Source organism: Paracoccus marinus (genome assembly GCF_007018965.1).
Classification (GTDB): domain Bacteria; phylum Pseudomonadota; class Alphaproteobacteria; order Rhodobacterales; family Rhodobacteraceae; genus Paracoccus; species Paracoccus marinus.
Genome location: NZ_VJYZ01000033.1, coordinates 542,315 through 561,711, shown reverse-complemented (window position 1 = coordinate 561,711; position 19,397 = coordinate 542,315). Strand labels below are relative to the sequence as shown.

The window sequence follows — 19,397 nt, the reverse complement described above, 5'->3', positions numbered from 1 at the left end:
CATCGAGGACCTCATGCCCTGGCGCTTCAACCAGCCGTCAAGCATCGCCGCATAGGGCAACGACCTCGCGCTTACGTTCGACGTAAGCTTGCGCCCAGTCCACCGACCAGTGGTCGGCGGGGTCGAGTTCGCCGAACCGCAGCCAGTCGGCCAAGGCGCGCGCGGGCGAGTCCGCGATCTTCTTGCGGCGCTGAAGCGGGGTGTCCACCAGCGCCATGCCACCGAACGCCCAGGGCGCAAGGCCGCCCAGCCGCTCGGGCGTGTCGCGGTCGATCAGCGCGACCCGCAGGCCGCCCCGTAGCAGCTGCAATGCGGTGACGATCCCCGCGATGCCGCCGCCCGCGATCACCACGTCGGCCGGGATGCGCTTGGTCGAGCTCATGGTCCCCCTCCTCAGGGTCAGACCAGTTCAGCACAGTTTCGCCGGTCGTGCAGCCGTCGTCTGCCGCCCGCGCGATGACGAAACGTCACGACGACGGCGGGGTTTCAGCGACCGCGACCTATGCCGCGTCGAAGGCGAGGCGGAAGCCGGCGTTGCTGGTGGACGACTCGGCACTCATCGAGGATCGCGCGGCGATGCGGTAGCGGTAGCAGTAGCTGCGGTGGCACAGGAACGAGCCGCCCTTGACGACCTTGTCGCCTGCCTTTGCACCCTGTTGGTTGCGCAGCTTCGCCTGTCGGCTGAGCGAGCGGATGCGAAAGGCGTCGGCGGTCCATTCCCAAACGTTTCCGGCCATCGAGAACAGGCCCGCGCCGTTCGGCGCGAACGCATCGGCCGGACTGGTGCCCAAGTAGCCGTCGGCCGCGGTGTTCAGGGCCGGAAACTCGCCCTGCCAGATGTTGCAGCGCAGGTTCGTGCGGTCGTCGGGCTCGTCGTCGCCCCACGGAAAGCGCGGGTCGCGCAGGCCGCCGCGCGCGGCGTGTTCCCACTCCGCCTCGGACGGAAGACGGCCACCCGCCCAGCCCGCGAACGCGTTCGCGTCGTTCCACGAGACCTGCACGACCGGATGGTCCATCCGCCCGGCGATGTCGGAAAGCGGCCCTTCGGGCGAGTGCCAGCACGCGCCGTCCACGCGCACCCACCACGGCGTCGGGCCTGCTGTCGGGACGAAGTCGGCGCCGGGCGGCAGCAGGCCCCGGAAAACCGGGGACCAGCCGAACCGTTCCGCTTCGGTGACGTAGCCTGTCGCCGCCACGAAGGCCGAGAACCGGGCGTTGGTGACGGTCGTCAGTTCCAGCTCGAACGCCCGCAGGGTCACGCGGCGGATCGCCTCGCCATCTTCCGGGATGACCGGACCCGCGGTGCCCACAAAGGTTTTCGCCGCCCCGAACCGCGCCCGGTTCTCGGATCCCACCGGGGTCGGCGACGAGGGATGAGGCGGCTGGACGACCGCCGGGCCGCCGGTCGAGTTCGCGACGCGCGACGGCGTGCAGCAGGTCATCGCGCGCTCAGGCGACCGCGGCCCGCGACGTCAATCGCTCCAGCACCTCGGCGCTTACATGCTCCGGCAGGTCGCCGATCTCGGCCATCTTGGCGTCCAGCTTGGCCAGCATTTCCGCGAAGATCGCCGAGAAGGCCGGGTCGTCGGCGCGGTTGTGCAGCTCGAACGGATCGGCGTCGCAATCGAACAGCTCCCATTCCGGGGGCTCGTCGCCGGGGTTGGCACCGGGCTGGCCCAGCGGATCGTTGTACCAGTAGATCAGCTTGTAGCGCGCATCCCTGACGCCGTAATGCGCGAACGCGTTGTGGTATTCGTCCTTGTGCATCCAGTAGCGGTGATAGGCGACGTCCGGCCAGTCGCCGCCCGCCGTGCCCTCAAGCAGCGGCCGCATGGTTTTCCCCTGCATGTAGCTGGGCACCGTCAGGCCGGCATAGTCGAGAAAGGTCGGGGCGAAATCGACGTTGGTGGCGATCAGGTCCGATCTGGTCCCCTTGGCGATGCCCGCCGGGTAGCGGATCAGGAACGGCATCTGCAGCGATTCCTCGTACATGAACCGCTTGTCGAACCAGCCGTGCTCGCCAAGGAAAAAGCCCTGGTCCGAGGTGTAGATCACGATGGTGTTCTGAGCGATCCCCTCGGCGTCCATATAGTCGAGCAGCCGCCCGACGTTGTCGTCCACGCTTTGCACCGTCTGCAGATAGCGCATCATGTAGCGCTGGTACTTGAACACCGAGAGCGCGTGCGGATCGGTGAAGTCGAACGCCTCGCCACTGGCCGCATCGACCAGGCGCAGGCTTTCGCCCGGCGCGATCTCGGGGACCTTGCGGTCGAAACCGCCTTCGATCAGCAACTCGCCCACCTCGTCGCCGCCATCAGGCTGGGCGAGCCCCAGGTCCTTGTAGCTCATGTCGCGGCGGATCCGCATCTTCGCCGCGCCCGCGGCGGCGGCCCGGTTCGCGTAATCGTCGTCGAACGTCTCGGGCACCGGCAGCTTGCCGTCGGCGTATAGATGGCCGTGGCGCGGGTCCGGCTCGAAGCTGCGGTGCGGCGCCTTGTGGTGGCACATCAGGAAGAACGGCCGGTCGGCGTCGCGCCGCGCCATGAAGTCGAGGCACTTGTCGGTGATGATGTCGGTCGCGTAGCCGGGTACGACATGCTCGCCATCGCGGTCGATGAACGCCGGGTCGAAGTAGTCGCCCTGCCCCGGCAGGACCGCCCATTCGTCGAAACCGGCGGGCTCGTGCGCCTTGCCCTCGCCCAGGTGCCACTTGCCGAAGATCGCGGTCTGGTAGCCGGCGGCGCCAAGATGCCGGGCGACGTTCGGCAGCCGGTTGTCGATGTGGGTGTCGAGCGTCGTCACCTGGTTCACGTGGTTATAGGTGCCCGTGATGATCGCGGCCCGGCTTGGCGTGCAGATCGAATTGGTGACGTAGCACCGGTCCAGCCGCATCCCGTCCTGGGCGATGCGGTCGAGGTTCGGGGTCCGGTTCAGGCCCGAGCCGTAGCACGAGATCGCGCGCGCGGCGTGGTCGTCGGACATGATGAAAAGGATGTTCGGTCGTCTGGTCATGGCAATTCGCACGGATAAGGAATGGATCAGCCCTGCCGCGCCGGTGCGCGCAGGGTCTGCTTCTTCAGGGTCGCCGGCCCCGGACCGCGCATGTAGTGCCGTTCGGGCTGGTAAGGGTTCTTGCGCAGACCGCCAAGCCATCGTGCCAACCTGCCGTAGAACACTGCCTTCGCTCCGATCCTGATGCGCGTCATTGGGTTCAGCCGTCTTGTTCAGCTGTCTTGTTCAGCCGTCGTTTTCAGTCGCCCGGGCGGCGCCGGCCAGCCAGCCGGCCGGCGCCATCTCGGGTCCGGGATCAACCGGCGTAAAGGTCGCCCAGGTAGTAGTCCTTGGGATCAAGCGGGTCCTGCAGCTTGCCGAAACCCACGAACTGCTCGTTGAGACCCGTCAGCCACTTGGCAACCGTGCCGTCCCTGGTCGCCGCCGCCAGCTCGGCAGAGGTCAGGTACTGGCCGTTCTCGCTTTCGGTGACCAGCGGCTCGGACGGGACGCCGAGGAACTTGGCCGTGATCTCGACCGAACGCGGCACGTCGGCGGCGCGGAAGTCGTTGGCCTCTTTCAGGACGGCGATCATGCGTTGGACGAGGTCGGGATCCTCGGCCACCACCTCGTTGCGCGCCACGAATGCCGACGGGAACGAGTTCGCGGGGTAGAAGTCGGCGCTTTTCGCCACCTCGACCATGTCGGGAACGTTCCGCTTGATGATGCCCACCAGCGGATACCAGATCCCCGCGCCGTCGATCTGCTTGGACGCAAAGGCGGACACGACCGTGGACGGGTCCATCTTGACCACTTCCACGTCGCCGATCTGCATGCCCTCGCGCGCCAGCGCCAGCCGCAGCAGCATGTCGCCCGACGTGCCTTCGGGCACGCCGATCTTCTTGCCCTTCAGGTCGGCCATGGTGTTGTTGCCGGCCTGCGCGATCACCCGGTCCGACAGGCCCAGCGCGTTCATCGCGATCAGCTTGGCCTTGCCCGACGCCGGCAGCCACAGCGCGCCGGGGCCGACATAGCCGAAGTCCAGCGACCCGGCGCCCAGCGCCTGGATCTGGATCGGGCCGTTGGTAAAGACCTTCAGCTCGGGTTCGAGCCCGTGTTTGGCCCACATCTCCTGGTCGCTGGCGATCGCGGTCAGGCTGGTGCCGAAATAATCGGCGATGTAGCCCACGCGAACCGGCTTCGTCTGCGCGGTTGCGGCGCGCGCGACGCCAAGCGCCGGCCCTGCCAGGACGCCGGCGGCTGCCGACATCGCAAGGAATGTCCTTCTGGTAACGCTCATCTGTTTCCTCCCCTCAGTGCTTTGCTTCGATCTGCGGTTTCTGGTGATAGACGGAGTGCCACACCTCGTTGCGGATCGCCGCGAACTCGGGCGACAGCCGCATGGCCTCGGTACGTGGATAAGGCAGGTCCACGGGAATGATCTTGTGCAGCCGGCCCGGCTTTGACGCCATGACGATCACCCGGTTGGCCAGGTACACCGCCTCGTCCACGTCGTGGGTGATGAAGATGACGGTGCGCCGCTCGCGGCTCCACGTATCCAGCAGCTGGTCCTGCATGTTGACGCGGGTCAGCGCGTCCAGCGCGCCGAACGGCTCGTCCATCAGCAGCATCGTCGGGTTGACCGCATAGGCGCGCGCGATCGCGCAGCGCTGCTTCATGCCCCCCGACAGCGTCTTGGGCAGCGCGTCGGCGAAGTCCTTGAGCCCCACCAGGTCGATAAAGTGGTCCGACACCCGGCGCCGCTCGGCCGCGGGCATGCCCTTGATGCGCAGCCCGAACTCGACGTTCTGGCGCACCGTGAGCCACGGAAAGAGCGCGTATTGCTGGAAGATCACGCCCCGCTCGGGACCGGGTCCTGCGACCCCCTTGCCATCGACCAGCACGCGGCCGTCGGTGACGTCGAGCAGGCCCGCGGCGATGTTCATCGCCGTCGACTTGCCGCACCCCGACGGGCCGACGACGGTCACGAACTCGCCGTCGGCGATGTCGAGGTTCAGGCGGTCCAGCGCCAGAAAGCCGCTCTCGCCGTCGCCGAACCGGCGGGTCACGTCCTGGAACGAAATCTTCGGCTGCATGCCTTGCGTGCCCTGCGTCATTGCGCGCGCTCCTGCCACTGGGTGAGACGGCGTTCGGTCGCCTGCAGCAGACGGTCCATCAGCAGGCCGAGAATGCCGATGGTGATGAGGCTGACGAAGATCGTCGGCAGGTCGTAGTAAAGCTGCGCCTGCTGCATCCGGAAGCCGAGACCCGACTGCGCCGCGATCAACTCGGCCGCGACAACCGTGGCCCAGGCCGAGCCAAGACCGATGCGGACGCCCACGAGGATGAACGGAACCGACGCCGGGATCACCACCCGCGCAAAGATGGTCCCGTCGCGCGCGCCAAGGACGCGGGCCGCGTTGATGAGCGTGCGGTCCACGCTGATGACGCCCTGATAGGTCGCGACCACGCAGGACAGGAAGGACGCGAGGAAGATCACGAAGATCTTCGGTGCCTCGTCGATGCCCATCGTCACGATCGCCAGCGGGATCACGGCCAGGGGCGGGATCATGCGGAAGAACTGGACGTAGGGCTCGATCAGGGCGCGCGCGACCTTGTACCACCCCATCAGGAACCCCACCGGGATGGCCAGCGCGACCCCAAGCGCGAACCCGGTCAGCACGCGGCGCAGGCTGGCGAAGATGTCGGTGAAGAGCTGCCCGTTGCGGATCAGCTCGCCCGCCCGGACCAGCACCTCGTAGGGGCCCGGCAGCACCACCAGCTTGGCGGCGGTGATCGCCCACCAGATCGCGATGCCGATGGCGAACGCGACCACGTTGATGAGCAGCGGCGGCAAGTCGGCCACCGAGCGCGATCTGGTTTCGGTCTCGTCCGTCACCGTCGTTGCAGCGCCATTCAATGGAGTGCTCCCGAATAGAAGAAATGGTCCAGCGCCAGCGCCGCGCCGCCGAGCGCGCCGCCCGCCGGGCCGAAAGTTGCCCGTTCGATCCGAAGGACGTCGCGCATGTGCGGCATGACGCGCGGCGGCAGATCGGCGCGCAGTTTCTCGAAAAGGCTGTCGGGCGCCTGACCCAGATGGCCGCCAAAGACGATCAGGTCCGGCGTCAGCAGGTTGACGGCACTGGCCAGGGCCGTGGTCAGGTGCCGCGTGACGGCATCCCAGGCAGGGCGGTTCCGTTCCACCCGGGCGATGAGATCGGCCGGGGCGGCGCCCTGCAGCCCGGCCGCGTTCATCAGCGTCCGCTCGCAGACAAAGGTTTCAAGGCAGCCGGTGTTTCCGCACGAACAAAGCGCGCCGTCCGCGGTCATCTGGATATGACCCAGCTCGACCGCGCCGTACCCGCCCGGCCGGAAAACCGCGCCATCGACGACCAGCCCGGCCCCCAGCCCCGTCTTGACATAGACATACAGCAGCGCCGGCACGCCGCGGCCGATGCCGTAGCGGCTTTCGGCCAGCGCCATCGCCGAGACGTTGTGCTCGACCACCACCGGCAGGCCGATCGCGTGTTCCAGCTTGTCGGCCATCGGAAGGTCGCGCCAGCCGACGTTGATGGACGCAAGCGCCCGCCGGCGGTCGGTATCGACGGGACCGGGGACGCCCACCCCGACCCCCAGCAGCGACGCGGCATCGACCTGGATCTCGGCCGCCAAGCCCGCGACCGAAGCCGCGACGCGTTCGACCACGCGGTCCGGGTCGGCGGAATCGATGTCGAACTCGAACGATGCCATCGCCTTGGGCTCGGCCTTCAGATCGGTGATCGCGACCTGCACGTGGCCCGCGCCGATATGGACGCCCGCGACCCGCGCCGCATCGGCGACCAGCCGCACCGCCTGCGCCGGACGACCGACGCGCGCGGCGCCGTTCGTTTCGTTTTCTCGGATATAGCCCTCGCGCAGCAGCTGCGCCGTGACATGGGTCAGCGTGGTCGCCGACAGCTTCGCCCGCCGCGACAGGGCCGCACGCGATTGCGGCCCCTCGTCGCGCAGCACGCGCAGTATGTGGCCGTGATGGATGCCCATCACCTCAGCCTCCCCATTATTTTCTAAGGTTTAGAAAATATATGGGGGCGCGTCAAGTGTGACATGGGGATGACTTGATACAGGTGAAGACTGCGCGACTTACCATCGCCTTGCGATCAGTGCGTCTTTGTCCGACTGACTGCGTGGACCGGCAGAGCCGTCGCGAGTGCTGCCTTGAGGATGGAGGCCGCAAGCCTACGCTGAGGAAGCGCACCGGTCTCTCTACTGAGACAACACCGCGCACCATGCATCGTACGGCGATCAAGGGGCGCTGGCGGCCATGCACGAACGTGGACGTGACCGAAACTCGGGCGTGTCGACGAAGGCGATCGCGGATGTCGAAGGACACCTATCCGAACGCCAGCGGAGGAAGGTCACCGCGGCAGAGGAGAGCCAATGACGGCCTGTCCGTGCCGTAACCTCGGAAATGTGGCGCACCCGAAGGGATTCGAACCCCTGGCCTCTGCCTTCGGAGGGCAGCGCTCTATCCAGCTGAGCTACGGGTGCGTCGTCGGGTCAGATAGCCGGATCGGTGCCGTGCTGCAACGGGTAATTCCCGGGCGGCACGGCATCGACGGCCCGTATGACCGGTCAGTCTTCCGTCAGGTCGCCGGCGTCGCCGTCTTCCGACGCGCCGAAGTCCAGGCCGTGGCTCGCGCGGATGCGGTCCTCGATCGTGGCGGCGACGGCGGGGTTGTCGCGCAGGAACTGCTTGGCGTTCTCGCGCCCCTGCCCGATCCGCTCGTCGCCGTGCGAGTACCAGGCGCCCGACTTCTCGACCACGCCGACCTTCACGCCAAGGTCGATCAGCTCGCCCACCTTGGAGATGCCCTCGCCGTACATGATGTCGAACTCGACCTGCTTGAAGGGCGGAGCCACCTTGTTCTTGACGACCTTGACCTTGGTGGTGTTGCCCACGACCTCGTCGCGATCCTTGATCGAGCCGGTGCGGCGGATGTCGAGGCGGACCGAGGCATAGAACTTCAGCGCGTTGCCGCCGGTCGTCGTCTCGGGGTTGCCGAACATCACGCCGATCTTCATCCGGATCTGGTTGATGAAGATGACCATGCAGTTGCTGCGGCCGATGCTGGCCGTCAGCTTGCGCATCGCCTGGCTCATCAGCCGGGCCTGGCTGCCCATCTGCATGTCGCCCATGTCGCCCTCGATCTCGGACTTGGGCGTCAGCGCCGCAACCGAGTCGACGACCACCAGGCTGACCGCGCCCGACCGGACCAGCGTGTCCACGATCTCGAGCGCCTGCTCACCGGTGTCGGGCTGCGAGATCAGCAGCTCGTCCAGGTTCACGCCCAGCTTGCGGGCGTATTGCGGGTCAAGCGCGTGCTCGGCGTCGACAAAGGCGCAGACGCCGCCCTTCTTCTGTTCCTCGGCCACCACATGCAGCGTCAGCGTGGTCTTGCCCGAGCTTTCCGGGCCGAAAATCTCGATGATCCGGCCCTTGGGCAGGCCGCCGATCCCCAGCGCGATGTCGAGCCCCAGCGAGCCGGTCGAGGTCGCCTCGATCTCGGCCACGGGGTTGTCGGCGCCGAGCTTCATGATCGAGCCCTTGCCGAACTGCCGCTCGATCTGCGCGAGCGCGCTGTCCAGCGCCTTCTGCTTGTCGGCGGACCGCTTGTCGTTCATCTGCAAGATATCTGCCCCTGCCATCTGCTTGCCCTCTTGTTTCACACCGGCCGGTTTGCGGCAATGCACCGCCGCCGCCGGTGTTCTTGTGTTGTTCCTGTTATGCCAACATCTTGTTGCGCGATCAATCGCAAACACCACGATGCTTCGGGTCGTGTCATGCCGGCACCAGATCGGCGGCCGTGATCGCCGGCGACACGGGCGCACGCCCGGCCAGCTGGTTTTCGACACAGGCGATCAGGTCCGACAGCGAGAACGGCTTGGGAAGGAAGACCGAGTTCGGGATCGCGAGCGCGCCGTCCGCCAGCGAATGCTCGGTGTAGCCCGACATGAACACGACGCGGGTGCCCGGCCGGTCGCGCAGCGCCGCGCGCACCCAGGCGGGTCCGTCCATGCCGGGCATGACGATGTCGGTCACGAATACGTCCGCGCGCACCCGGTCGTCGGCGAGGATGGCCAGCGCGGATTCCGCGTTGTCGGCTTCCAGCACCTCGAGGCCACGAAGGCGAAGCGCGCGGACGGCGAAGGCGCGGACCGGGGCCTCGTCCTCGACCAGCAGGATCGTGCCGGTGGGGGTGCCGATGGCGGCCGGGACGGGCACCGGGGCGGCGGCCGGGGCGGGCGGTTCGGAGGTTTGCCGATGGACGGGGAAGAACAGTTCGAACGTGGTCCCCTGCCCCACGGTGCTGTCGCAGAAGATGAAGCCGCCGGTCTGCTTGACGATGCCGTAGGCGGTCGACAGGCCAAGGCCGGTCCCCTCGCCCTGCCGCTTGGTGGTGAAGAACGGCTCGAAGATCTTGCCCATTTTGTCGGCTGGGATGCCGCAGCCACGGTCGGCCACCGTCACGCGGACGTAACTGCCGCGCGGCAGGGTTACGCGGTCGCGCGCCTGACCTTCGACCAGGCGCACGTTGTCGGTGCGGATCGCGATCTCGCCGCCGTCTGGCATGGCGTCGCGCGCGTTCACGACCAGGTTCATCAGCACCTGTTCCAGCTGCCGCCGGTCGGCCCGGATCGCCATCAGGCCGGGATCGTGGGTAAAGGTCAGGCGGACCCGTTCGCCCACCAGGCGGTTCAGAAGATGCGTGAGGTCCGACAGCGTGTCGCGCAGGTCCACCACCTCGGGGTTCAGGGTCTGCTTGCGCGAAAAGGCGAGCAGCTGCTTGACCAGCGCGGCGGCACGGTTCGCGTTCTGCTCGATCTGGTAGAGGTCGGCGTATTCCGGATCGGCCTTGTCGCGCCGCAGCATCAGCAGGTCGCAATGCCCGGTGATCGCGGTCAGCAGGTTGTTGAAGTCGTGGGCGATGCCGCCCGCCAGCTGGCCGATCGCCTGCATCTTCTGGCTTTGGACGAATTTTTCTTCAAGCGTTTTCATGGCGCTAGCATCGGTCAGGACGGCCACGACGCCCGCCCCCGCCTCGCCCAGCCGGGAGGGTGACAGCGCGACCTGAAGGAACTTTTCGGATTCGTCGCCGATGAACCGCAGGACCTCGCCCCGGGGCGCCGCGCGACCCTGCGCCACATCCGAAATCCAGTCGCGGATCGGGCGTCCCGGCCCTTCGATGATCTCTCCCAGCGGACGACCGGCCGAAGCGTCGCCCAGTAGCGCGCGGGCGCGTTCGTTCGCATCCACGATCGCGCCGTCGGCGTCGAGCCACAGCAGCGCCACGGGCAGGTCGGTCGCCAGGACCCGCTCATTGCGGGCGGCGCAGCCCTCGGCCGCGGTCGTGGCCGATGCGGTGTCGCGGCTCGCGTCCGCGCCGGTGTCCAGCGTCCAAAGCTGGACCTGCGATCCGGGACGGCGGGTCACCTCGACCCGGCCCACCGGTTGCAGCGGAATGGTCAGCGGCAGGGTTCCGCCCCGGCGCGACAGCGCCAGCCGAAGCTGCGCGTCCGGGTTGGCGCGGAACCGCCCCAGCAGTTCGGATGCCTGGTGGCCGACAAGGTCGTGATGCACCGCGCCTGCCGGGTTCTGGGCCAGGATCCTGCCGGACGGATCGACGGCCCAGCCGGGACGTTCCGACGCCGCCAGCGCGCGCCTTGCCGCGCGAAGATCGCGCCCGAGCCGCAGTTCCTGCATCAGCCGCGACCCCGCGGCGATCCCGCCAAGAAGATAGCACGCCGTCGCAACCGCCCCCACGATCACCAGCAGTCCCGGCGCGGGCCGCCCCGGCTGGATCACCAGCCACACCGCACCCACCAGCACCGGCAGCATCAGAAGCGGCACCAGCACCAGCGGAAACTGCGTCTGCGAGGGCGTCTTGTTCATCATCCTGTCGGCATCCGTCGGCAAGCCACTTCAGCGCTGATAACCCGTCCGAGCTTAACAGTGGGTTAACATCGCCCGATGGTGCGAGATATTGGGAAAGCCGGGCGATCCGTTCTGCCGCGCGGCTCGGCGAACAGGGGTCGGCGGGACGAGGCAGCGATTGCGGGTTGAAAACCAGCGCCATACATGAGCCTGGGGCTCGCGCCAGCTTCAATCGCGTGGGAACAAACGACAAGGCGGCGGACGTGCCGCCACCTTGCCCCTGTTGCGAACGTACAGGCGTATCAGCCTTGGGACTGGCCCGCGCCCGACCCGCCGGTGCCGGAACCGGCGTTCCCGGACTGCCCGGTGCCCGATGGCGTCGCATCCGCCTTGGCGCTGCCGTCCTGAGGGCCGGGCTTCGCGTCGTCATCGTCGCCGGCGGAACCCTGCGCGGGAACCGCCTGCGTCCGCTCGCGCGCGGCGTCGGCGGTGTTCATCTGCTGCTTGTTACGCTCGGCCTCTTCGCCGGTGACGTCCTGCACGGGGTTGTAGCGCGTGCGTTCGAAGGGAAGATTGCCCATGTCGTCGTCCTTTCCTGTACCGCTGCGATCAGCGGCGGCTTTAGGTCAGCCGACCGGAGGGGTCGCGCCGCCGGTCATGTCCTCGGGGCCCTGAGGCTCGGTCGGTCGGGTGCCGTTGGCGGGGATGCCGTCGCGCACGGCGTCGCCTTCACCGGTGTCCTGCAGGATGCCGCCCTCGGACGGCTTCTTGTTGGGATCGCGAAGCTGTTCGGTTTTCATCGCACTCTCCTGTCATTGGACAGGTCCAACGGCCGGGGCGGTGCGGGGGTTCCGAACGGCCGGGCTCAGCGGTTCCCGGGAACGAAGCGCGCCGCGCCCTCGGCCGCGCGGATCAGGGCGCGCGACTTGTTCACCGTTTCCTGGAACTCGGCCGCGGGGTCGCTGTCATAGACCACCCCGCCGCCCGCCTGGATATAAAGCGTGCCGTCCTTGACCACCCCGGTCCTCAGCGCGATGCACATGTCCATCTCGCCGTTGGCGGCGAAATAGCCGACCGCGCCGCCATAGACGCCGCGCTTTTCCGGCTCCAGCTCGTCGATGATCTGCATCGCGCGGACCTTGGGCGCGCCGCTGACCGTGCCCGCGGGCATCCCGGCGAGCAGCGCCGACAGCGCATCCTCGCCCTCGCGCAGCTCGCCCACCACGTTCGACACGATGTGCATGACGTGGCTGTAGCGTTCGATGATGAACTGTTCGGTCGGATGCACGGTGCCGATCTTCGCCACCCGGCCGACATCGTTGCGGCCGAGATCGAGCAGCATCAGGTGCTCGGCCAGCTCCTTTTCGTCGGCAAGGAGATCGGCTTCGTGGGCGCGGTCCTCGGCCTCGGTCGCGCCGCGGGGGCGGGTGCCGGCGATGGGGCGGATCGTGACCTCGCCGCCGCGCAGGCGCACGAGGATCTCGGGACTGGCGCCGACGATCTGGAACGGGCCGCCGTCGCCATAGCCCGCGTCAGGCTTCATGTTCAGGAAGAACATGAACGGCGACGGGTTGGTGCGGCGCAGCGATCGGTAAAGCGCAAAGGGCGGCAGCGGAAAGTCCAGCGACCAGCGTTGCGACGGCACCACCTGGAAAATGTCGCCCGCGCGGATGTAGTCCCTGGCGCGTTCGACGGCCCCCAGGTAGTCGGCGCGGGCAAAGTTCGATTGCGGCTCGCCCACCCGGCGGCTGTCGCCCAGGGGGCGGTGCTCGACCGGCAGGTGGTCAAGGCTGCGCAGCGCCTCCATCACCCGCTCGGCCGCCTGGGCATAGGCCGCGCGCGCGGGCAGGCCGTCGTCGGCCCAGGCCGGCGCGCACAGCGTCACCTCGCCCTTGACGCCGTCCAGCACCGCCACGACCGAAGGGCGGATCAGCATCGCGTCGGGCGCGCCGATCGGGTCGGGGTTCACGTCGGGCAGATGTTCGACCAGCCGGATCATGTCGTAGCCGAGATAGCCGTAAAGCCCCGCAGCGCCGGCCGGAATGCCCTCGGGCATGTCGATCCGGCTTTCGCCGATCAGCGCCCGCAGGCTGTCGAGCGCGGGCCGGTCGTCGGCCTGAAACTCTTCCGACCACAGCGCCCGGCGGTTGATGCGGGCGCGGCCGTCACGGCATTCCCAGACAAGGTCGGGCTTCATGCCGACCATCGAATAGCGCCCGCGCTGCTCGCCCCCGGTCACGCTTTCCAGCACGAAGCTGTTGGGCTGCGCGGCGGCGAGTTTCAGCATCAGGCTGACCGGCGTGTCGAGATCGGCGGGCAGGCTGACGGTGACGAGCTGATTGCGGCCGCGCGCCCAGCCCGCCTCGAACGCGGCGAAATCGGGCGACAGGTCCATTACTGGATGCGGGCGTTCGCGGCGGCGACGGCGGCAGAGTTCACCTGCACGCCGCGCTCGGCCTGCAGCGCGCGGGCGTAGAAGTCGAACAGGTCGGCCTGCAGCGATTCCGTCAGGCGGCGCGACACCGCCGCGCTGGTGCCCCTGGCATCCTCGGCGTTGAGATCGGCGGGGTGGACCGCGTCCAGCCGCACGAGAAAGACCCGCCCGTTCGCGACCACGACCTCGGCCTCGCCCGGTTCGGTCAGCGCAAATGCGGCGGCGACCACGTCTGGCTCCGCGCCGTCCAGCATGGTGTCGCGCGTCAGGCCGGTTGCGGGCGTGAGTTGCGGCGCGGCGGGCGCGGTCGCGGCGGGTGCCGCCGTGGTGACAGGCGCGGCAGGCGCGGGTTGCCCCGGAGCCGGAGCCGGCGTCGTGCCAGGCGCCGTAGCCGCCGGCGCGCCGGGCGCCTGCGCGGGCAGCGGCCCCGGTGCGGGCGCGGTGGCGGGCGCCATGGTGGCCAGCCTGCGTTCCTCGGCGACGGATTCCAGGCGGCGCAGGCGCTCGGCCGCGGTCCAGTCGGCCAGCACGCGGTCACGCGCCTGATCGAAGGGGATCAGCGCCGGGGGGACGATGTTGTCGAGACGCAGCGCGAAGACGCCGCCATCCTCGAGCGTGATCAGCTCGGGGAAATCCTCGGCGGTAACGGCCGCCGCGCGCTCGCGGAACTCGGGATATGCGTCGATGCCGCCATGCGCCTGCTCGACGCCCTGCGACCAGTCGATCTTGCCGACTTCCATCGGCGTTTCGTCGGCCAGCTGCTCCAGCTCGGCCCCGCCCGCAAGCAGGTCCTCGTATTCGGCGGTGCGCTCGTCGATCTGGCGGCGGGCGGCGTCGATCGCGGCCTCGGCGCGCAGGTCGGGCAGCGCCTGCTCGAACGGGACGTTCACCGGGTCGAGGATCGCGTTCATCGAAAACAGCGCCGGGCCGAGATCGGTGGCGATGGGTCCCACGACGCCCGGCTGCGCCAGCGCAAAGACCGGATCGCCCGCGGCACCCAGATCGGGTTTCGCCACCTCGCCCAGGTCGATGTCGGTCAGCTGCAGCCCGCGCGCGTTCGCCAGCTGCTCGAACGTCGCCTGACCTGCGTCAAGCTGCGCCTTGGCGGCCTGCGCCTCGGTCTCGCTGGGGTAGAGCAGGCGTTCGACCATCCGCCGTTCGGGCTGCTGATACTGGGTGATGTTCTGCTGATAGATGTCGCGCAGGGCCTGGTCGTCCAGCTGCACACTGTCGACCAGCATTTCCGGCGTAAGCCACGCATAGGTGATCTGGCGTTTCTCGGGCGCGGTGAAGCGCGCGCCGTTCGCCTCGTGCCAGGCGCGCAGCGTCGCCTCGTCGGGGGCGGCGATGGGGGCGGGCAGGTCCGCGTCGGTCAGTTCCTGCCAGGCGATGTCGCGGCTTTCCAGGATCCAGCCCGCGGTGCGCTGGCTCATCACCTCGGGCGCGGCCACGCCGTCGGTGACGGCCGATTGCAGGATCAGCCGCGCCTGGTCCATCCGCACGTCATGCTCGAAATCGGACGCCGTCAGCCCTTGGCTGCGCAGCACCTCGGCGTAACGGGCCGGGTCGAACTTGCCGGTCGGGCCCTTGAACGCCGGTTGATCGCGCAACTCGGACGCCAGCACCTGGTCGCCGACCGAAACGCCGATCCGCCTCGCCTCGTCCTCAAGCGCGGCGGCGGTGAAAAGCCGCGACTGCACGACCTGCGTCAGGCCGATCTGGCGCGCCTGCTCGGCGCTGAGGGTCTGCCCGGTCTGGGCCGCGAAGTTGCGCTTTTCGGCGTCGATCGCGCGCAGGTAGTCGTCGGCGTCGACCGGGGTCGAACCGACCTGCCCAAGCTCGCCCGCGCCTTCGCCCGCGAAGTTGCTGACGCCGAAACCGCCGAGGCCCAGAAGCAGCATCCCCATCAGCAGCCAGACGATCGTGGACTTGCCCTTGGTGCGCATGCTGGTCATCTGGTTGCCGTCCCCGCCTTGCCGTTCGTTCAGGATTTGGAAGGTCTTTATGGCCAGCGGCCCGGCCGGGCAAGCCTTGCGCCCTTCAGCGCTGCGTGACCGGTGGTCAGGCGCGTCCCCGAGCCGCGTCGCCGAAGGCAGCCAGCCGTTCGATCAGCCGGGCGATCCCGTCCGCGTCGGCGTTGGCGAACGCGATCCGCACATGGCGCCCCTCTATCGGATCGCCCTCGGGCATGAACATGGTGCCGGGCAGAAGCAGCACCCCCGCCTCGGCCACCAGCCTGCGGGCGAGGTCGTTCGAGGCGATCGGGAACGGGTGTTCCGCCCACGCGAAATAGGCCCCGCAGCCCTTCAGCCGCCAGCCGTCGAGCGTGGCCATCCCCGCCACCATCGCGGCGCGGCGGCGCAGGATCTCGACCCGCTCGCCCGCGAGCCACGCGCCCAGATGCCGCATGCCCCAGACCGCCCCGATCTGGCCAAGCTGCCCGGTCGAGATCGCGACGGTGTCAAGGAACTTCTCGACCTCGATCAGCCGCGCGGGTCCGGCGATCAGCGCGCCGACCCGGTGCCCGGTCAGGCGGTAGGCCTTGGAAAACGAATACAGCTGGATCAGCGTGTCGCCCCAGTCCGGATCGGCGAACAGGTCGTGGGGCGCGCCCTCGCGCGAATCGAAGTCGCGGTAGGTTTCGTCCACCACCAGCGCGATCCCCCGCGCCCGGCACAGATCGAAGAAGGCGCGGACGACCTCGGGCGGGTATTCCGCGCCCGAGGGGTTGTTGGGCGTCACCAGCACGATCGCACGGGTGCGCGGGGTGATGAGGGCGGCGGCCCGGTCGGGGTCGGGGACCATCCCCTGCCCGCAGTCCAGCGGCACCGCGGCCACCCCCTGCATGTCGAGCCACATCTTGTGGTTGAAGTACCACGGGACGGGCACGATCACCTCGTCCCCCGGACCCGCCAGCGTCGCCATCGCCGCGCAGAAGGCCTGGTTGCAGCCCTGCGTGATTGCGACGTTTCCGGGCGCCACCGCGCCGCCATAGGCTTGCGTCCACTGCGCCGCGACCTCGGCCCGCAGATCGGCGTTCCCCAGCACGGCCCCGTAAAGATGCGCGTCCGGCCGGGTCAGCGCGGCCTCGGCGATCGCCGCGCGCAACCCTACGGGCGGCGGATCGACGGGGGCGGCCTGGCTCACGTTGATAAGGGGGCGGTCGGGCGGGAAGGTGACGTTTTCCAGCCAGCGCCGAGCCTCCATCACCGGGGGGCGGAAGGTGGCGGCTAGGGCGGGGTTCAGCGGCATCATGTCAGTCACGCTCCATCGCGCGCAGGTCGGTGAGGTCGGGGGGCGTGGACAGGTCGAGGCCGGGCGATGGCAGCGCGGGGGCGGTGACGGGGGCGGAGTTTTCGGTGGCAGGCGCAGCGCGGTCCGGGGCGGCGGCGTCCGCCTCTGCGCCGACCGCGTTCAAGGCTGTCGCGGCCGGAGCGGCGGCCACAGGGTCGGGCGCATCGGTCGGCGCGTTTGGGATGGCCGCCGACGGTTCGGACTGCCCTGCCCCTCCCGCCGTGAAATCAGGCGGACCGGCAAGTTCGGGGCGGCGGTCCAGCGCGGGGGTCAGCACCTTGCCCGGCGGCGGAACGGGGATCGCCGCCTCGGGCGTGGGCGCATGCGGCAGGTCGGGCTCGTCCGCTACGGGGGCCGGGGCCTGCGGCGATGCAGGGGCCGCGGCTTCGCGCGGCGGCGCGGCAGGCTGGTCGGCGGCGGCCGAGGAGAGGGCGGCGGCGAGTGCCGGCGCCGGTTCCGCCGTGGGCAGCACCGCGACGGGCGGCCCGGCCTGCATCGCAGGCGCGGGGGCTTGCAGCGGCTGCGGGACGGACGGCTGGATGTCGGTGCCGCGCGCGAACTCGGACCCGACCGGAAGCGGCAGGACCGCGGCGGCTGGGGCATCCGGCGCGTCTGCCAGTGCAGGTTGGTCGTCCGCAGGCGTCACGTTCTGGGACGCAAAGACTTCGGGGGCGGTCGAACCAGTCGCGTCGGTTGCGGTCGCATCCTGCACGGGGACCCGCACCACGTTCGTCCCGGCAGAGGACCGCCCGGCCGTCCGCTCGGCCGGCACGGCCAGCGACAGCGCCGCCAGCGCCGCGCCGCACATCAGCGTTCCGTGCACCAGACCCTTGAAGAACCCGCCCGCCATGTCCCCCGCTTCCGCCCCTGCCGGGCCGACCCGCCGCACCGCACCGGCCGCGTGCCAGCCCTGCTCCCGCCTTGCTCTCACCTTGCTCCCACCTTGCTCCGGGCGGGGCTTTGGCCCATCTATACCCGACCGTTCAAGCGGAGCCACCCCCATGCCGGACCCCAGCCCGATCCAACTGCCGCCGTCCTCTCCCGCTGTCGCCGGCTCGCCCCGGATCCTGATGGTGGACAACTACGACAGCTTCACCTGGAACCTCGTCCACTACCTGGGCGAGGCGGGCGCGCAGGTCGAGGTCGTCCGCAACGACCAGCTCACGGTGGACGAGGCGCTGGCGCGTGGCGCGGCGGGCATCGTCGTCTCGCCCGGCCCCTGCGCGCCCGGTCAGGCCGGGATCATCGTGCCGCTGGTCCGCCGCGCCGCCGACGCGGGCGTGCCGGTGCTGGGCGTCTGCCTGGGCCACCAAGCCATCGGCGAGGCGTTCGGGGGCCGGATCGTCCGCGCGGCGCGGGTGCTGCACGGCAAGGTCGATGACGTCACCCACGACGGGACCGGGCTGTTCGCGGGGCTGCCCTCGCCCCTGCGGGCTACGCGCTACCATTCGCTGACCGTCTGCCCCGACAGCCTGCCGGACGCGCTGCGGATCACGGCCACGGCGGGCGACGGCACGATCATGGGGCTGGCGCACCGCACCCTTCCGATCGAGGGGGTGCAGTTCCATCCCGAAAGCATCCGCTCGGACCACGGGCATGCGATGATCGAGAACTTCCTGCGCCGCTGCGTGGACGGCGCAGCCCCCCGCGCAGCCCCCCGCGCGGCCGCCCCCGTGGCCGCCCCCGTGGCCGCCGGCGTGGCCGCCGCATGACCGACGCGGCGATCGACATCCGCCCGCTCATCGGCCTGGCCGCGTCGCGCCCGCTGACCGCGGACGAGGCGGGCGCGGCCTTTGCCGCGCTGTTCGACGGGCGCGCCACGCCCGCGCAGATCGGCGGGCTTCTGATGGCCATGCGGGTCCGCGGCGAGACGGTCGAGGAAATCGCCGCCGCGAGCCGCGCCATGCGCGCGCGCATGAACCCCGTGACCGCACCCGAGGGCGCGATCGACATCGTGGGTACCGGGGGCGACGGCAAGGGCACGCTGAACATCTCGACCGCGACCGCGTTTGTCGTGGCGGGCGCGGGCGTGCCGGTCGCCAAGCACGGCAACCGCAACCTGTCCTCGAAATCGGGCAGCGCCGACGCGCTGACGCATCTGGGCCTGAACGTCATGGGCACGCCCGAAACGTCGCAGCGCGCGCTCGACGACTGCGGCATCTGCTTCATGATGGCGCCCATGCACCACCCGTCGATGCGCAACGTCGGCCCCGCGCGGTCCGAGCTTGGCACCCGCACGATCTTCAACCTGCTCGGGCCGCTGACCAACCCGGCCGGCGTCACCCGGCAGCTGACCGGCACCTTCTCGCCCGACTGGCTGCGCCCCATGGCCGAGGTGCTGCGCGAGCTGGGGTCGTCCTCGGTCTGGATCGTCCATGGCGGCGACGGCACCGACGAGCTGTCGATCGCCGCCCCAAGCCGGGTCGCGCAGCTGAAGGACGGCGCGGTGAGCGAGTTCGAGATTTCGCCCGAGGATGCGGGGCTGCCGGTGCATCCCTTCGACGACATCGTGGGCGGCGAGCCCGCGCAGAACGCCGCCGCGCTGAGGCGGCTTCTGGACGGTGAACCGGGCGCCTACCGCGACGCGGTGCTGCTGAACGCGGCCGCCGCGCTGCTGGTCGCCGGACGCGCCACGGACCTGCGGGAAGGGGCCGGGATGGCCCGCGCCTCGATCGACAGCGGCGCGGCGCGGGACCGCCTTGCGCGGCTGGTCGCGGCCGTCGGCGCGCCCGAGGCGTGAGCGGA

18 protein-coding genes and 1 tRNA gene are annotated in these 19,397 nt (G+C 69.5%); 2 read left to right on the top strand and 17 right to left on the bottom strand.

Annotation, left to right across the window (positions count from 1 at the left end; translation table 11 throughout):
- Positions 1 to 37: 37 nt before the first annotated feature.
- From FNF32_RS14900 to FNF32_RS14830, 17 genes are all read right to left on the bottom strand, one after another.
- Entirely contained in the window at positions 38 to 382 is a 345-nt protein-coding gene (locus FNF32_RS14900) for an FAD-dependent oxidoreductase (RefSeq protein ID WP_131675193.1), read from the bottom strand.
- Between the two features lie 118 nt (positions 383 to 500).
- Positions 501 to 1,442 carry a formylglycine-generating enzyme family protein gene (locus FNF32_RS14895; protein WP_131675192.1) on the bottom strand — a complete coding sequence of 314 codons (942 nt, stop codon included), beginning with the start codon at positions 1,440 to 1,442 and terminating at the stop codon, positions 501 to 503.
- 7 nt (positions 1,443 to 1,449) lie between these two features.
- Positions 1,450 to 3,012 carry a sulfatase family protein gene (locus FNF32_RS14890; protein WP_143796710.1) on the bottom strand — a complete coding sequence of 521 codons (1,563 nt, stop codon included), beginning with the start codon at positions 3,010 to 3,012 and terminating at the stop codon, positions 1,450 to 1,452.
- 26 nt (positions 3,013 to 3,038) lie between these two features.
- Positions 3,039 to 3,206, bottom strand: a complete 168-nt coding sequence (locus tag FNF32_RS15380; protein ID WP_185961977.1) for a hypothetical protein — start codon at positions 3,204 to 3,206, stop codon at positions 3,039 to 3,041.
- 101 nt (positions 3,207 to 3,307) lie between these two features.
- Positions 3,308 to 4,261, bottom strand: coding sequence for an aliphatic sulfonate ABC transporter substrate-binding protein (locus FNF32_RS14885; protein ID WP_246087864.1), 954 nt, complete (start codon positions 4,259 to 4,261; stop codon positions 3,308 to 3,310).
- A gap of 43 nt (positions 4,262 to 4,304) precedes the next feature.
- Entirely contained in the window at positions 4,305 to 5,108 is an 804-nt protein-coding gene (locus tag FNF32_RS14880; RefSeq protein WP_246087863.1) for an ABC transporter ATP-binding protein, read from the bottom strand.
- A complete protein-coding gene (locus FNF32_RS14875; protein WP_131675196.1) occupies positions 5,105 to 5,890 on the bottom strand; it encodes an ABC transporter permease in 786 nt (261 codons plus the stop codon). The genes FNF32_RS14880 and FNF32_RS14875 overlap by 4 nt, the downstream gene beginning before the upstream one ends.
- 17 nt (positions 5,891 to 5,907) lie before the next feature.
- Positions 5,908 to 7,032 carry an ROK family transcriptional regulator gene (locus FNF32_RS14870; RefSeq protein ID WP_131675189.1) on the bottom strand — a complete coding sequence of 375 codons (1,125 nt, stop codon included), beginning with the start codon at positions 7,030 to 7,032 and terminating at the stop codon, positions 5,908 to 5,910.
- Positions 7,033 to 7,462: 430 nt separating this feature from the next.
- A tRNA-Arg gene (locus tag FNF32_RS14865) sits at positions 7,463 to 7,539 on the bottom strand.
- Between the two features lie 84 nt (positions 7,540 to 7,623).
- Positions 7,624 to 8,697: a recombinase RecA gene (gene recA, locus FNF32_RS14860; RefSeq protein WP_131675188.1), complete on the bottom strand. Its 1,074-nt coding sequence runs from the start codon at positions 8,695 to 8,697 to the stop codon at positions 7,624 to 7,626.
- A 133-nt stretch (positions 8,698 to 8,830) separates the two neighbouring features.
- Positions 8,831 to 10,945 carry an ATP-binding protein gene (locus FNF32_RS14855; protein ID WP_131675187.1) on the bottom strand — a complete coding sequence of 705 codons (2,115 nt, stop codon included), beginning with the start codon at positions 10,943 to 10,945 and terminating at the stop codon, positions 8,831 to 8,833.
- Between the two features lie 281 nt (positions 10,946 to 11,226).
- Positions 11,227 to 11,505: a hypothetical protein gene (locus FNF32_RS14850; RefSeq protein WP_131675186.1), complete on the bottom strand. Its 279-nt coding sequence runs from the start codon at positions 11,503 to 11,505 to the stop codon at positions 11,227 to 11,229.
- A gap of 45 nt (positions 11,506 to 11,550) precedes the next feature.
- Entirely contained in the window at positions 11,551 to 11,724 is a 174-nt protein-coding gene (locus FNF32_RS15375) for a hypothetical protein (RefSeq protein WP_185961976.1), read from the bottom strand.
- A 65-nt stretch (positions 11,725 to 11,789) separates the two neighbouring features.
- Positions 11,790 to 13,319, bottom strand: a complete 1,530-nt coding sequence (gene trpE, locus FNF32_RS14845) for an anthranilate synthase component I (RefSeq protein ID WP_131675185.1) — start codon at positions 13,317 to 13,319, stop codon at positions 11,790 to 11,792.
- Positions 13,319 to 15,313 (bottom strand): peptidylprolyl isomerase, encoded by a 1,995-nt coding sequence (locus FNF32_RS14840; protein ID WP_246087862.1) that lies wholly within the window; start codon positions 15,311 to 15,313, stop codon positions 13,319 to 13,321. Before FNF32_RS14840 ends, trpE begins: the two co-directional genes overlap by 1 nt.
- A 106-nt stretch (positions 15,314 to 15,419) precedes the next feature.
- A complete protein-coding gene (locus FNF32_RS14835) occupies positions 15,420 to 16,613 on the bottom strand; it encodes an aminotransferase (RefSeq protein WP_131675194.1) in 1,194 nt (397 codons plus the stop codon).
- A gap of 1 nt (position 16,614) precedes the next feature.
- Positions 16,615 to 17,583, bottom strand: a complete 969-nt coding sequence (locus tag FNF32_RS14830) for a hypothetical protein (protein ID WP_131675184.1) — start codon at positions 17,581 to 17,583, stop codon at positions 16,615 to 16,617.
- A gap of 139 nt (positions 17,584 to 17,722) precedes the next feature.
- On the opposite strand from FNF32_RS14830, the gene FNF32_RS14825 reads away from it, so the two are divergent.
- Complete coding sequence (locus FNF32_RS14825; protein WP_246087879.1) at positions 17,723 to 18,364, top strand: anthranilate synthase component II; 642 nt, start codon at positions 17,723 to 17,725, stop codon at positions 18,362 to 18,364.
- Complete coding sequence (trpD, locus tag FNF32_RS14820) at positions 18,361 to 19,392, top strand: anthranilate phosphoribosyltransferase (RefSeq protein ID WP_131675320.1); 1,032 nt, start codon at positions 18,361 to 18,363, stop codon at positions 19,390 to 19,392. The genes FNF32_RS14825 and trpD overlap by 4 nt, the downstream gene beginning before the upstream one ends.
- Positions 19,393 to 19,397: the final 5 nt, after the last annotated feature.

Bases quoted from the DNA above. Each gene is read 5' to 3' on its own strand.
- FNF32_RS14900 (WP_131675193.1), bottom strand. From the start codon at position 382: ATGAGCTCGACCAAGCGCATCCCGGCCGACGTGGTGATCGCGGGCGGC.
- FNF32_RS14895 (WP_131675192.1), bottom strand. From the start codon at position 1,442: ATGACCTGCTGCACGCCGTCGCGCGTCGCGAACTCGACCGGCGGCCCG.
- FNF32_RS14890 (WP_143796710.1), bottom strand. From the start codon at position 3,012: ATGACCAGACGACCGAACATCCTTTTCATCATGTCCGACGACCACGCC.
- FNF32_RS15380 (WP_185961977.1), bottom strand. From the start codon at position 3,206: ATGACGCGCATCAGGATCGGAGCGAAGGCAGTGTTCTACGGCAGGTTG.
- FNF32_RS14885 (WP_246087864.1), bottom strand. From the start codon at position 4,261: ATGTCGGCAGCCGCCGGCGTCCTGGCAGGGCCGGCGCTTGGCGTCGCG.
- FNF32_RS14880 (WP_246087863.1), bottom strand. From the start codon at position 5,108: ATGACGCAGGGCACGCAAGGCATGCAGCCGAAGATTTCGTTCCAGGAC.
- FNF32_RS14870 (WP_131675189.1), bottom strand. From the start codon at position 7,032: ATGGGCATCCATCACGGCCACATACTGCGCGTGCTGCGCGACGAGGGG.
- recA (WP_131675188.1), bottom strand. From the start codon at position 8,697: ATGGCAGGGGCAGATATCTTGCAGATGAACGACAAGCGGTCCGCCGAC.
- FNF32_RS14855 (WP_131675187.1), bottom strand. From the start codon at position 10,945: ATGATGAACAAGACGCCCTCGCAGACGCAGTTTCCGCTGGTGCTGGTG.
- FNF32_RS14850 (WP_131675186.1), bottom strand. From the start codon at position 11,505: ATGGGCAATCTTCCCTTCGAACGCACGCGCTACAACCCCGTGCAGGAC.
- FNF32_RS15375 (WP_185961976.1), bottom strand. From the start codon at position 11,724: ATGAAAACCGAACAGCTTCGCGATCCCAACAAGAAGCCGTCCGAGGGC.
- trpE (WP_131675185.1), bottom strand. From the start codon at position 13,319: ATGGACCTGTCGCCCGATTTCGCCGCGTTCGAGGCGGGCTGGGCGCGC.
- FNF32_RS14840 (WP_246087862.1), bottom strand. From the start codon at position 15,313: ATGACCAGCATGCGCACCAAGGGCAAGTCCACGATCGTCTGGCTGCTG.
- FNF32_RS14835 (WP_131675194.1), bottom strand. From the start codon at position 16,613: ATGATGCCGCTGAACCCCGCCCTAGCCGCCACCTTCCGCCCCCCGGTG.
- FNF32_RS14825 (WP_246087879.1), top strand. From the start codon at position 17,723: ATGGTGGACAACTACGACAGCTTCACCTGGAACCTCGTCCACTACCTG.
- trpD (WP_131675320.1), top strand. From the start codon at position 18,361: ATGACCGACGCGGCGATCGACATCCGCCCGCTCATCGGCCTGGCCGCG.